Here is a 12,871-nt window from a genome sequence, read left to right on the forward strand (position 1 = left end):
TCCATTGTATACATGATTTGATTTATGGGTACTTGATCAGGTTGAACCAGTCAACCTCATAGACCGCGCAATACGAAAGCCCAGATCCTCAACGCGAAAGGTGGGATGACTACGCCGCCTGTTGGTGACAAGGCAACCGCGCTCATCATCTGCCCAACCACCGCCTTTAAACACGCGATACTCTCCATAAACAACCGGATCATACAGATCCCAGCACCACTCCCAGACATTGCCCAGCATATCGTAGAGCCCAAACTCATTCGGTTTCTTGCCCCCGACAGCCTGCGAAGTTCCAGAGGAGTTTCCGGCAAACCACCCAATATCTTCAAGCGGACCATAGCGTGTCCCTTGAGAACCAGCCCGGCAGGCATACTCCCACTCAGCATCTGTAAGCAGGCGAAACCCATCACTTACGGTGCATCGTTCAACCACTCCATCCTCATGCACAAGATAGGAAGGCTTCAGACCGTAGCTTTCAGAAAGGCGGTTACAAAACCTGATCGCATCAAACCAGCTGACAGACTCAACAGGCAGGTCATCGCCACTAAACTGAGCAGGTCTCTCATCCAGAACAGCTGCATAAAGCCCCTGAGTAACCGGATACCTTGAGGCGGCAAACGACTGGATCTGAGCTGTCCATCGCTCCTTTTTGCGATCATCTTTCTGATGCAGAACACCAGCAGGGATCACCACCATCTCCGGCTTTAAAGTGGAACCCAGCTCCCCCAATAACATTCCCCCCTCCAGCAAAACAGTAATCCCCAACGCGCTAAGTGTTGCACACCAACGAATAGAAGCAAACTTTAGGCGCTCCCAACAAGCTTCAGAAAACAATTTTGGCTAATGGATTGAAGGATCATCTCGCTCACTATGACCGGAACATAAACAGACCCATGACAAAGCCTCTTGTTGTGATCACAGGTGCCAGTTCGGGCATCGGGGCAGCCCTTGCAAAAACCTTCAGCAAAGACGGGCACCCCTTGTTGCTCTTGGCACTGTACAAGGAACCCATGATGGCAATGGACCTTCCCAATACGATCTGCAGCAAAGTCGACGTCACAAACCGCGAGCATATGATCAAAGCAATCCGCCATGCAGAACAGGCGTTAGGCCCGGCAGATGCCATCATCAACAACGCAGGCTGCATGTTCTTGAGCGAGCTTAAAGACCAGAACCCTGAAGACTGGGAGACCATGATCGACGTGAACCTGCGCGGCGTCTTCAACGGCATCCACGCAGTACTGCCAGCAATGTACCAACGTGGCTCAGGCACCATCATCAACATCGGCTCTATGACCGCCAAGAAGCCCTTCCCCATGCGCGCGGCCTACGGGGCCACCAAGGTTGCTGTTCACGGTCTCAGTGAAGCACTGCGGCAAGAGGTGGCCGGTCACAACGTCCGTATCATCACCATCGTGCCAGGTCTGGTAGAAACACCTCTCCCCTCCAGCACGCGCGATGCAAAAATCCGCGAATATTACGAAGAACAGAAGCGACAAATAGGCGGCGCACTTGACCCACAAAACATAGCCGACGCCACGCTATTTGCCTACAATCAACCGCAAAATGTGAACATCCGCGAACTGGTGATCACCCCAACACGGCAATCTGCCTAAATCTTCGGACCTTCATAGCAACACCACTGACCTATGGTCCATTTTTGAACCATCATGTCCATATTTATCTACCTACCGGATTAAAATCAGCCACGCTATCTATTCTCTCAAGGAAGCAGACAAGACCCGTCCCCCAATGACGCAAGAGGGTTTCTGGCCTCTGTTTTGTCTGCCTCCCCTTAACACATATGAGGAGAGTTCAGATGGTTTCGATTGCAGTTCACCAAACCATAAATGCCCCCGTCTCCACTGTCTGGGACAGCTGGAACGATTACGGCAATATCGACAAGTTCCACCCCGGCCTGCGCGCCTCATACCTGCTCGGCAAAAAGCAGGAAACCGGTGTTGGCGCAGTTCGTCAATGCGACTTCACCGATGGCAAAACTTTCCTGAAAGAACGCATCTCCGAATATCTGGAGAACGAGCGCATAACCATCGACATCTACGACACCAACGCACCTTTTAAAGATGGCCGAGCAATCTTCGAGTTCACGCCAACAGGTCCAGACAAAACCCGTATCACCATGACCATGAGCTTCACTCCGAAGATGGGCATCCTCGGCAAACTTCTGACACCTTTGATGAAGTTCCAATTCAAAAAGGGGCTTCGTGGGCTTCTCAAAAGCAACGCAGACTACGTGGAAAAATACTCCGGCCTCCGCGTAGCAGCATAATCCTTTCCACACTTCCAAACGGATTGATCCAGACCAGTTTTCTCAGCTCTGGATCAATCAAACCTTCCAATAAAACAATTAGGTACGCGCTGTGCGCGAAAATGATATGAACAACACACGAGTTACATTAGCATCCCGCCCAAATGGAATGATCAAGCCAACCGACTTCAACGTACTGCAGGAAGACCTGCCAGACCTGAAAGACGGCGAAGTTCTGGTCAAGCAGGTCTACATGTCTCTGGACCCGGCCATGCGCGGCTGGCTGGACGATGATGAAGGCAGCTACATGCCACCAGTCCGCATCGGCGAAACCATGCGCAGCTTTGGCGTCGGCATCGTAGAAGCTTCCAACAACCCAAGTTTTGCGGTTGGCACACGAGTGAACGGCATGTTTGGCTGGAGTGAGTACTACGTCACCACCGGTGAAGATCTGGTCCCTCTGCCTGACGATCTCCCACTGGAACACTTCATGGGTCTTCTCGGCCTACCCGGCGCAACCGCCTACCATGGCTTCATGGAGCTGATCGACACACCGAAAGCTGGAGAGACCCTCCTGGTTTCCGGCGCAGCAGGCTCCGTCGGCTCCCTCGTCGGCCAGATCGCAAAGGCAGAAGGCCTGAAGGTCATCGGCGTTACTGGTTCTGATGAGAAGAAAGACTGGCTCCTGAACGAACTGGGTTTCGACGCAGTCATCAACTACAAGACCGAAAACCTCGAAGAGATGATTGCAAAATACGCACCGGACGGCATCGATCGTCATTTCGAGAATGTAGGCGGCAAAATTCTTGAAGTTGCTCTCGACAACATGAAGATCGGCGGCAAGATCACCTTGTGTGGCCTGATCTCCATCTACAACGACACAGAACCATCCGTCGGCCCACATCTGGTCCGCGCCATAGCCCGGCGCCTCACTTTGAAAGGCCTCGTGATCATCGACCAGCAACACCGCTTCGGCGAAATCTTTGAGAAACTGAGCGCCTACGCTCAAAAAGGCCAGATCAAATACCGCCTCGATATCGTTGACGGCCTAAAACAAGCCCCTGAAGCCATCAACAAACTCTTCGACGGCTCCAACCAAGGCAAACTCGTCATCCGCATCTAAACCCAACTAGCTCAAGACTTCTCAGGTCAAACATAGTGGCAAAGCCCTCAACGTTTGCCACCACCTTCAAAGCACCGCCTCCCAAAGCGGTGCTTACTTTTTTGGGAAAATACCAGTCGGCCTGTAAGCCGGGTTTTGTAAGGCACAAGGTGTTACCCCTGTACGCGACGGCAATTCATCTGGGATGCCCATTACTGAACACCTCTAGCGACCCACCCGGGCGGTCAGGTCTGGAAACATGACTGGAAGTAAACTTCCGCGCCGCCCCTATTCGGTCTTGCTCCCGGTGGGGTTTACCATGCCGTTTTTGTTGCCAAAAACGCGGTGGGCTCTTACCCCACCCTTTCACCCTTACCAATGCATGCACTGGCGGTTTGCTTTCTGCGGCACTTTCCCTAAGGTCACCCTCGCCGGACGTTATCCGGCACCGTGTCTCCATGGAGCCCGGACTTTCCTCCACTACGGCCTTTCAGCACTTGTAGCAGCAACCGTCCGGCCGACTGGTGCACCTGAACTACGGAGCCTAAGGAAAAAGGTCAAGCAAAGAATTACGCTTGCACACGATCTCAAGCTGTTTCCATCGCCTGCTCAAGGGCTTGAACAAACCCGTACCGCAGCTTTTCATTAGCCTCAGCAAAACCGACAACAAGCCCCTTTTGAGGGGCACCCAGATAAAATACGGAAAGCGGATTAACCCCGAAGCCTCTCTGGTTCATCTGGTCTGCAACCGCAACATCATCACAAGTCTCTGGCAGATAAAGACAGGTTTGCAGACCTCCCGTTGGCATGGACACACCAACCTGATTACCAAAACGCTCTCCAATAAGTTGGCAAAGAGCAGCACCGTTTTCATGATATGCACTGCGGATCTTATTCAGATGCGCCCGAAAGTGCCCACTCTCAATGAAGTCTGCAAAAGCCATCTGCACATGCACATTCGCCAATGCACCCGATGCCCGCTGCGCCAGCTCCAACCCCACCACATGCTCTTTAGGGACAACAGCATAAGCAAGTCGGATCCCCGGCATCAGAGACTTTGCAGAGGTTCCTATATAGATCACGGAGTGACGGTCGCTCAGCCCCTGCAATGCTGCAATAGGCCGCCCTTCAAACAAAAACTCACTGTCATAATCATCTTCCAGGATCACCGCACCTTTGTCATGAGCTTGCTTCAACAGCATCAACCGTTCGCCCATTTCCATACGCCGGCCAGTTGGGTATTGGTGCGAGGGCGTCACGTAGATCAACGAGGCACGCTCAGTCTGATCAATCTCTGTTAAAGCCCGTACTTTTAGTCCGGCAGCAAAGAAGGCAGATCGCGCGCCCAGATACCCCGGCTCCTCAAGCAGTGCCACGTCCCCTTCCTCTGAGAAACACTGGGACATCAGCGAGAGTGCCGACTGTGTGGTTGGGAATGCAAGAACCTGCTCCGGTGAGCAAACCACGCCGCGCTCCTGCGCTAGATATTGCGCCAGCACCCGCTGCAACTCCGGCAGGCCAGAAGTGTGTTCATACCCAAGGGCATTGCCATTGAGCAATCGCGCTGCACGTCGCAAACTCCGTGCCCACTGCTCTTTGGGAAACAACTCTCGCGAAGGCTCACCCGGTTGCATGAAAACACCCCGCCCCGACGGGCTGGTGTAACGATGATTAAGAGAAAATCGCTTACCACGCGATGAAAGCGGTGACGCCGTTTCACGAACCGTACCCTCAGCAACAGCCCCTTCAACCTCAGGTAAGGCCACGACTTCAGGCCGAGCACCAGATCGCACGTCCACCAGACCTTCTGAGCGTAGCAGGTCATAAGCCGTGTTCACTGTGTTGCGAGAAACAGAAAGGCTGGTCGCCAATTGACGTGAGCTGGGTAACCGCTCTCCTTCAGGAACACGCCGCTTCAGAATTGCATTCCGATACTGCTGATAAATCTGACTCGATAGCGGAGTGCTGACCTCGCGATTGATCATCACAACATACTCAAACAACTGGCACCCCATAATTAGATTAAGCGGATCTATATGCAGGACCAGTTTTACAGAGAATACGTATCAGCGCAATACTTCTTCGCCCCGCAGCGGAGGTAAGGTGCACAAATGAAACAGAAAACCCGGCAAGCAGTCAGAGCAAAAACTCAAACCACTTGCCGGGCCAACTGGTCCCATATTGCCGTTTTCGCTCAAAACCGGGGACCAGAAACGGTTAAGACAATGACAGCAGAAATGACACTCGAAGCAGCACCAAACACCAGCACTCGTGAAACCAAGCCACCTAAATTTGCTCGTGTCAGAACAAGTCTGCGCGCGGATTATGATTGGAACACAATCCTCCCAATTCTGGAGAGCTCCCTTGTCGCCCATGTTGGCTTCATGGATGAAGACCGCCCGATGGTCATTCCCATGGCTTTTGCGGTTATGGACCGCACCATCTACATTCACGGCGCCAAAGCTGCGCGGATCGTGAAGAAGATGAGCAAAGACTCCCAAGTCTGCCTGACATTCACACTCATCGACGGCATTGTTGTTGCACGATCAGCTTTCCACCACTCCGTCAATTACCGAACCGCCGTCATTCACGGCACCGCCCGCCTGGTAACTGATCATCAGGAAGCATGGGACTCCCTCAAGGCCATCACCGAGCACCTTCTGCCTGGCAGATGGGATGAGGTCCGCCCGATGACGGAGAAAGAACAGATCTCGACAGGTGTTATCGCAATCGAGATTGAACATGCCTCAGCAAAAATCCGTCAGGGCGCACCAGTTGACGATGAGGAAGATTACGCACTGCCCTATTGGGCTGGCGTTGTTCCGGTCACAACGTCACTCGGTCAGCCTATTGATGATGGGAAACTACTGGATGGCGTGAAGGTGCCCGCTTCGCCAACAAATGCAGCTCGAAAGTTCGCCTAATTTTCGGGGAATTCGCCTAAAATTTTAAAAGTTAGGGTGGTTGACTTTGCCCGGTCAACCACCCTGATATGTCCTTGCAGACAGACTGACCGTCGGTCAGACATTCGTAAAATTCTAAGAAACTTTGAATGGGAACTTACCGTCCCCCGCCCGAATATGCAAGATGCATCTAGCTGCGTGCAATAATATCCTTAACGCGCTTGCAATACTTGGCACTAATCCGGTTCATACGCTTGGCATAATGGCCAGCGTTATAGCGCAAAATGGTTCCACACAGATCTCCGCCAGCGCGCTTATAAGCACCAGCCAGATATCGCATGCCCCATTCAATGTTGTTTTCTGGCTTATAAAGAGCCTTGGTCGAGCCGCGATAACCCATACCACGTGCGGTCGATGGCTTAATCTGCATGAGACCAACTTCACCAGCACGGCCGCGGGCTCTTGCGTTGAAGTTACTTTCCACTTCAACAACAGCCTTCGCGATATGGTGCGGGACACCGTGCTTCTTGGCTTTCTGTTCGATCAGCTTGACGTAGCTTCCCTTTTTTGTAGCTGCTTCAGCTTCATCTGAGAAGACATTGGTATTCACAACACCGCCGAGCATAACACTTGCAGCAAGAACGGGGATTACTACGTTATTTTTTATTTTTGTAAGGTTCATCTTCATTTCCTGGCAATCATGTTTTGAGCAGGAGTGTTTATCTTCAGAAGATGAGACGAAAATCAGACAGGTCTGATCACGAAAAGTTACAATTTTAATGTTTAAAAACTGGCATAAACCTTAGTTTATGGCACAAAAAAGGCTGACACAGGGCATATCAGCCTTACTTAAGGAAACTTTTCAACAAAACAGAGACATTCCGCTACGTAATCAAATCGTATTTCAATTACGTATTAGCCCCTGTTTTGCTGATATTTCAATGACATCTATCACAATCAGAAGGATTTTAGCTTTTTTAGTAGGCTATGCAGTGTCGCAATGGTCTGCGCATCAGCAATTCCGTCAACTTTCGCAGGACGGAAGTGACGCTGAAACGCTACAACTGCGTATTTGGTCTTCTCATCAAACACACCACTGACCAATACATCATATCCATAGAGCCCCAGAAGCGACTGCAGAGCTTCAATCGGCTGCCCTTCATCACCTTCCTGAAAGAAGCTCGAAGCTTCAAGCTCCACTGGTTCAATATAATGCCCAACACCAGCCTCAGCCAATCGCGCCCAGGGGAAATGACGACCCGGATCCTGTTTGCGGGACGGAGCCACATCAGAATGCCCGAGCACCCGCTCTGGTGAAATACTGTTGCGCTCGCAGATATCCCTGGCAAGAGCGATCACGGCCTCGATCTGCGCATCAGGATAGCCTCGCGTTCCCTCTTCTTGATCTCCCAGATTGGAAATCTCGATTCCGATACTGCGAGAATTAAGGTCATCCTCGCCCTTCCAACTGGAAACACCGGCATGCCAGGCCCGGCGACTTTCCGGTACCATCTGCGTAACCATACCCAGCTCATCAACCAGATAGTGGCAGGAAACTTCAGAGCGCGGATCGCACAGCCAGGAAATAGCCTTCTCGGCACTTTCCATCGCTGTGTAATGCAAGATCAGCATATCAACAGTTGGAGCGCGGCGCTCATTGTGATTGGGAGATGGACGAAGACGCGCAGGCACTGCGCATTCAGTTTTAACGCTCATATTCCTCGTTCCGCGCAGATCTGCTCATACGCTTTATTCAATGCAACCAGCTTATCACTGGCAATCTTGACGAACTCTTCAGGGACACCTCGACCGATCAACCGATCAGGATGTGTTTCCCGGACTTGCTTGCGATAGCAGGAACGCACCTCTTCATCACTCGCCGCCATATCAATGCCAAGAACCAGATATGGATCTCCGTCACCTCTTATATGACGGGCTTTAATCTGCGAGAAGCCAACAGCATCGATTCCAAAGATTTCAGCAATCCGGCTCAGGTAGGCAACTTCTCTTTCATGAATAACGCCGTCTGCCTTGGCTATATAAAACAAGCCATCCAGCACATCCGTGCGCGTCGTCTCATCTTCTGCAAACAACACCGAGAGCTTGGAAGCATAGGTCTCGAAGCCCGCCACGTCCTGCTGAGCCAGTTGAAAGAGCCGCGAAACATTGCGCTCCTCACCCGCTGGCATTTCAAACAGATCGTAAAATGCGATCACTTCGTCATGGGTCACAACACCATCGGCTTTTGCCATTTTTGCAGACAAGGCAATCATAGCGACCGTAAAGGCAACGTTCCGGCGTGCTTCACCAACCGATTGAACGAGCTGTTGCAGCCGATCAACCAATTGAGCACCACCGGTTTGCAACGCGCCTACAATCTTATCAAAGCTGCCCCAAAAATTCATTGGCATCCTGCTCTCTGTTCAATCTGCCTGACAATTTTGCCTGAATAGACAGCAAAATAATTAGTCACCGCAAATCAGGTTTATACCTAACAAATTATTTATCAATCTGAATAGTTTGTTTCCCTTGGGTTTTATTTGCCCACTGCTATCTATAAGTGCCCATTACCAGATTTCAGTTCAAGCCTCAGTCAAGCTTGCCCTCAAAATATGACCCCATGAAACACATGGGTAATGTTTTACAGATATATTCGCTATTAATTAAGTACACATACAGGTAACAGCGCCAACTAACTTCTCAGTTGCCTGCTGCCAGCGCACATTATTTCGTGCGTTTCGGGATGGGGATTTCAAGTGGAAACGATACCTCCACATCGTAAATTACTTTACGCCGGCATAGTGTTTGCTGTGATTGGTGCCATTGCCACAAGCTTTTATGCCATTGACCAAGCGACTTTATATTATTTATTCAAGAGTGAAGCTCAAAAAGAATTCGACACAGCAAAGAATATCATCAAATCACACCATCCTCTTGAGGCACCCCCCAGTGAAGACACAGGACAAAAGGATGTCTCTTCTCCGTTAAACTTTGGCCTGCGCGGTTCCAGCGCGGCCCCAACCACCGAAATCATCTCTCCAAGTTGGAAACTGCCAGCAACCAAAGCCACTGCGGTTAAGCAAGCTCTGGTCGAGCAGTTTGAAGAATTCGAACTGCTGGTCGTCAACGTTCCCGGCCGCCCATTGGCCGTGCACCCGCGGGATATGACCAGTGACCGAGTCAACGAAATTCTGTCCGACCCCTCCGCCTATGACGCATGGCACTCAGCGCTCAACTCAGGACAGTTGGTGATCTACTCCAACTTCAACTGGTTTGAATGGCGGATACCAAAATTTGGCGTCGTCATTCCTTATGTGAATGATGACAACAAAGCCCGTGGTGGCTTTATCTTCACCACAAAACCAGCACTCAACACCGTCGTGTTTATGGATGCAATCGCCTTCGGGTCGGCCTTTGCATTCCTATTGGTCCTCGTCGTAGCAATCGCCTCCATCATGTTCGCCTGGAAAGGGCTGCATGATCGCTGGAAAACCTCCAAAACAATCCGCTTCCTCGCGCATAATGACCCACTGACGCACTTGCCAAACCGCGCGGTTTTCTCGGACGAGTTGAACAAAGCACTTCGAAAGGCATCCATCACAGCTTCCAATGTATACGTCATTGCCATTGACGTTGATAAGTTCAAGGAAGTGAACGACAACCACGGCCATGCGGCTGGCGATACGTTTCTCCAAATCATCTCGGACCGGTTGCGGCTCGTCTTCACCGATCACCTCGTCTCGCGTCTTTCTGGCGATGAGTTCGCCGTGATGATCGAAGGGGAATACACCAGCCACGACATCACCGTGCTTGCCCAGCGTGCCATGGCAACCACCAACTCCAGTTGCGTCATCGACAGCAAAGAGATCCAGATTTCCCTATCCATGGGCATCGCTCAGGCAACCGATGCAGCATGGCGATCCTCCCGCCTCCTTCATTGCGCAGACCTGGCGCTTTACCGCTCCAAGAATGGTGGACGCTCCACTTACACCTGGTACGAGTCCAGCATGGATGAAGAGCTGGAACGTCGCCGCGAGCTGGAAACAGAGATGATCCGTGCCCTAAAGCTCGACGGGTTCTCAGTCGTGTATCAAGCTCAGGTTGGTCTGGCAGACAACAAACTCAAAGCCTTTGAAGCCCTGCTACGTTGGGTCCATCCGGAAAAGGGCCGCATCTCACCAGAAGTCTTCATCCCGATCGCAGAAGACACAGGCCTTATTGAAGCGCTCGGCGAATACGTGCTCAAAAAGGCTTGCACTGATGCGGCAAGCTGGGCTGACCCAAGCCTGAAAGTCGCCGTCAACTTCTCGCCTGCACAGTTCAAGACCGGATTGATCGAGCAGAAGATTTCAGAAGCCCTCGAAGAATCTGGGCTGGCACCTGAGCGCCTTGAGATCGAGATCACCGAAAGCCTTCTGATTGCCGATACCACCAGCGTGGTGAAGTCACTCAAGAAAATCGGGAACATGGGCGTTTCCATCGCCATGGATGACTTCGGCACTGGCTATTCTTCCCTAAGCTACCTTTCTCGCTTCCCGTTCAACAAAATTAAGATCGATCGCAGCTTCATCATGAACATCGGCAAGGATGCCCACACCGACGCAATCGTTGCTGCGATTATCGGTCTTGGCCGTTCACTTGACGTATTGATCACAGCAGAAGGCGTTGAAGAAGAAATGCAGGCCCAAATCCTGCGAGCCGGCGGCTGCGATATCGTTCAAGGTTATTACTTCGGCAAACCATCTAACGTTGATCCGGCCAATCCGCACGCAAATGTCCGCTGCACGCTTGGAACACAAGAGGCCAAGCAGATCGAAGCTGCCTACGTCGGATAACCTCTCAAATAAGCCTAGCGAGAATAGCAGGATATCTCTCGCTAGGTGCAGCACGCTACCTTGACACAAATGACCCACGCTTGGGATTCGCTGTGAGGTAGCTATGGCAGACAAGAGCAATGCAAACACTGAGGACATGAGCGAAGAGGAGGATCTTGCTGAGACTGCACGGCCCTTCCACTATTTGTCGTTCTTCCAGCTGCTTCAATCCCTCATCACAGCTCTCTTGCTGGGCGTCGTAGCACTCATCTCTCTGGAAGTGCTCATGTCACCTATTCCAGAATCTGCACTCCGGCCCATGCTGATCTGGCTTGCACTGGCGTTCTTCTTTGTCGTGATCGTCGTGCCGAAAAACTTCACACTCGGCTTTTTGTGCATGTTGCTGTGCCAACTCGTCGCTTGGCGGATTGCCTCACTCTATTATGCATACCTGCTCAGCTGGCCTCTTGCCTTTGCCTTCTTCGTCAATCTCATCTGGTTCCTCAGCACAATCCAGCGCAACTCATTTGAGACAGCAGGCCGCGGCCTGACACTTTGGCAATGGCAACTCACCTTCTTCCGCATTCTGGTTGGCTTTGTGATGGTGCCACACTTCACCGACAAGTTGTTTGCCGGATCTCTCCCTTACATGGAGCATGTAGAGTTCTTCTCCCTACTCGGTTATCCCGACCCTGCAATGATTATTGATGCCGCAGGCTTGGCAGAACTGGCCATTGCAATTGGTATCGGCCTCGGGTTGCTCACCCGTCTCTCCTGTTTCTTCGCAGCCGCCTATATCTTGTTTGCAGCAACGTTGAGCGGGGCACTGGAGCACGGTTTTGTCTCCTTTGCTACAGCCGTCTCATGGGAGCTGCCGCTAATCCTGTTTGCGTCTTATCTTAGCTTCACTACGACAGGAGGGGGAGAATTCTCCATAGATGGTGCGCTGCGCAGAACCGGCAAAATGCCCGGATGGATCAAACTGCTCATGGGAGACACAGGTCTCGCCCACAATGAGCATGTCGATTAAGTAAGCAATGATAGATACCTGCTGCGATCAGGTTACATCGCAGCAGCGGACCGCGCGGCTTGGTCATAGTGACCTGACACACTACGCAAAACAGATGCAAGCCGGGACAACTCGGCTTCATCAAGTCCAAGTTCTTTCACAGGCTTCACCAGCAAGGCATCACGCAGCTGCTTGTAAGCATCGCAAAGCGCACACCCTTCCTCAGTAATTTCGGCAATTTTCTCCTTACCGCGCTTACCGGATTGCACTAGGCCAGCCTTCTCCAGTTTTTTCAAAGCGTAAGACACCGTGTGCGTATCCTCGATGTTCAGAACGAGGCACAGATCAGCCAGCGTTTTTGAGCGTTCACGATGATTGACCGAGTGAAGCACAAGCGTTTCCAGAGGGGATAACCCCTCCTGCCCTGCAGCTGCCATGCATCGCACCATCCAACGATGATAGGCATTCACCATCATCGTCACCGCAAATTCCACTTCAGACAGTGCAGGCAATTCACCTGATGCAAGGTGCGATGAGGACACGACCGGTCCAACGCCCAGCCCGCCAGTATTTTTCTGCTCTAAAGCATCACTCATTTTCGACCTCACAACCACCAAGTTAGAATTGCGCAGATTCGCATCATCTCGCGCAACATAATGTCGAGAGTTTACGTAGATCACACAACCTCTCTTAAAAGACCGATCCACGTAAATTTCAATACCAATCGCTGCGTTTCTCCTGACTCTCGCATATTCACATTGACAATATGTCTAC

12 protein-coding genes and 1 other RNA gene are annotated in these 12,871 nt (G+C 51.6%); 6 read left to right on the forward strand and 7 right to left on the reverse strand.

Annotation, left to right across the window (positions count from 1 at the left end):
• Positions 1-36: 36 nt before the first annotated feature.
• Positions 37-735 (reverse strand): formylglycine-generating enzyme family protein, encoded by a 699-nt coding sequence (locus BM231_RS07085; protein WP_093518037.1) that lies wholly within the window; start codon positions 733-735, stop codon positions 37-39.
• Positions 736-893: 158 nt separating this feature from the next.
• On the opposite strand from BM231_RS07085, the gene BM231_RS07090 reads away from it, so the two are divergent.
• The 3 genes from BM231_RS07090 to BM231_RS07100 all read left to right on the forward strand — a co-directional run bounded on the left by BM231_RS07090 (position 894) and on the right by BM231_RS07100 (position 3,392).
• Positions 894-1,616, forward strand: a complete 723-nt coding sequence (locus tag BM231_RS07090) for an SDR family oxidoreductase (protein WP_093518038.1) — start codon at positions 894-896, stop codon at positions 1,614-1,616.
• A 203-nt stretch (positions 1,617-1,819) separates the two neighbouring features.
• Positions 1,820-2,290 carry an SRPBCC family protein gene (locus BM231_RS07095; RefSeq protein ID WP_093518039.1) on the forward strand — a complete coding sequence of 157 codons (471 nt, stop codon included), beginning with the start codon at positions 1,820-1,822 and terminating at the stop codon, positions 2,288-2,290.
• Between the two features lie 106 nt (positions 2,291-2,396).
• Complete coding sequence (locus BM231_RS07100; protein WP_093518041.1) at positions 2,397-3,392, forward strand: NADP-dependent oxidoreductase; 996 nt, start codon at positions 2,397-2,399, stop codon at positions 3,390-3,392.
• Positions 3,393-3,500: 108 nt separating this feature from the next.
• On the opposite strand, the gene rnpB is transcribed toward BM231_RS07100, so the two are convergent.
• Both rnpB and pdxR read right to left on the reverse strand, forming a co-directional pair.
• Positions 3,501-3,896, reverse strand: an RNA gene (gene rnpB, locus BM231_RS07105) — RNase P RNA component class A.
• Positions 3,897-3,958: 62 nt separating this feature from the next.
• Entirely contained in the window at positions 3,959-5,374 is a 1,416-nt protein-coding gene (gene pdxR, locus BM231_RS07110) for a MocR-like pyridoxine biosynthesis transcription factor PdxR (protein WP_208860163.1), read from the reverse strand.
• A gap of 108 nt (positions 5,375-5,482) precedes the next feature.
• Between pdxR and BM231_RS07115 the strand changes: the two genes are divergently transcribed.
• Positions 5,483-6,295 (forward strand): pyridoxamine 5'-phosphate oxidase family protein, encoded by an 813-nt coding sequence (locus BM231_RS07115; RefSeq protein ID WP_093518045.1) that lies wholly within the window; start codon positions 5,483-5,485, stop codon positions 6,293-6,295.
• A gap of 169 nt (positions 6,296-6,464) precedes the next feature.
• On the opposite strand, the gene BM231_RS07120 is transcribed toward BM231_RS07115, so the two are convergent.
• The 3 genes from BM231_RS07120 to BM231_RS07130 form a co-directional block, all read right to left on the reverse strand.
• Positions 6,465-6,962: a lytic transglycosylase domain-containing protein gene (locus BM231_RS07120; RefSeq protein ID WP_093518047.1), complete on the reverse strand. Its 498-nt coding sequence runs from the start codon at positions 6,960-6,962 to the stop codon at positions 6,465-6,467.
• Between the two features lie 269 nt (positions 6,963-7,231).
• Positions 7,232-7,990, reverse strand: coding sequence for a peptidoglycan recognition protein family protein (locus BM231_RS07125; RefSeq protein WP_093518049.1), 759 nt, complete (start codon positions 7,988-7,990; stop codon positions 7,232-7,234).
• Positions 7,987-8,679, reverse strand: coding sequence for a J domain-containing protein (locus tag BM231_RS07130; protein ID WP_063319488.1), 693 nt, complete (start codon positions 8,677-8,679; stop codon positions 7,987-7,989). The genes BM231_RS07125 and BM231_RS07130 overlap by 4 nt, the downstream gene beginning before the upstream one ends.
• Before the next feature lie 351 nt (positions 8,680-9,030).
• Between BM231_RS07130 and BM231_RS07135 the strand changes: the two genes are divergently transcribed.
• Both BM231_RS07135 and BM231_RS07140 read left to right on the forward strand, forming a co-directional pair.
• The gene (locus tag BM231_RS07135; RefSeq protein WP_208860164.1) at positions 9,031-11,109 is read left to right on the forward strand and encodes a putative bifunctional diguanylate cyclase/phosphodiesterase; all 2,079 of its coding nucleotides are present in this window, start codon (positions 9,031-9,033) and stop codon (positions 11,107-11,109) included.
• Between the two features lie 103 nt (positions 11,110-11,212).
• Positions 11,213-12,118, forward strand: a complete 906-nt coding sequence (locus BM231_RS07140; protein ID WP_093518051.1) for a DoxX family protein — start codon at positions 11,213-11,215, stop codon at positions 12,116-12,118.
• 32 nt (positions 12,119-12,150) lie between these two features.
• Here the strand turns inward: BM231_RS07140 and BM231_RS07145 are convergent, their stop codons facing one another.
• Complete coding sequence (locus BM231_RS07145; protein WP_093518053.1) at positions 12,151-12,693, reverse strand: winged helix DNA-binding protein; 543 nt, start codon at positions 12,691-12,693, stop codon at positions 12,151-12,153.
• Positions 12,694-12,871: the final 178 nt, after the last annotated feature.

Source organism: Pseudovibrio ascidiaceicola (assembly GCF_900114245.1).
GTDB lineage: Bacteria > Pseudomonadota > Alphaproteobacteria > Rhizobiales > Stappiaceae > Pseudovibrio > Pseudovibrio ascidiaceicola.

Coding starts and splice junctions, on each gene's coding strand:
- BM231_RS07095 (WP_093518039.1), top strand. CDS start 1,820: ATGGTTTCGATTGCAGTTCACCAAACCATAAATGCCCCCGTCTCCACT.
- BM231_RS07085 (WP_093518037.1), bottom strand. CDS start 735: ATGTTATTGGGGGAGCTGGGTTCCACTTTAAAGCCGGAGATGGTGGTG.
- BM231_RS07120 (WP_093518047.1), bottom strand. CDS start 6,962: ATGAAGATGAACCTTACAAAAATAAAAAATAACGTAGTAATCCCCGTT.
- BM231_RS07125 (WP_093518049.1), bottom strand. CDS start 7,990: ATGAGCGTTAAAACTGAATGCGCAGTGCCTGCGCGTCTTCGTCCATCT.
- BM231_RS07090 (WP_093518038.1), top strand. CDS start 894: ATGACAAAGCCTCTTGTTGTGATCACAGGTGCCAGTTCGGGCATCGGG.
- BM231_RS07145 (WP_093518053.1), bottom strand. CDS start 12,693: ATGAGTGATGCTTTAGAGCAGAAAAATACTGGCGGGCTGGGCGTTGGA.
- BM231_RS07130 (WP_063319488.1), bottom strand. CDS start 8,679: ATGAATTTTTGGGGCAGCTTTGATAAGATTGTAGGCGCGTTGCAAACC.
- BM231_RS07100 (WP_093518041.1), top strand. CDS start 2,397: ATGAACAACACACGAGTTACATTAGCATCCCGCCCAAATGGAATGATC.
- BM231_RS07140 (WP_093518051.1), top strand. CDS start 11,213: ATGGCAGACAAGAGCAATGCAAACACTGAGGACATGAGCGAAGAGGAG.
- BM231_RS07115 (WP_093518045.1), top strand. CDS start 5,483: ATGAAACAGAAAACCCGGCAAGCAGTCAGAGCAAAAACTCAAACCACT.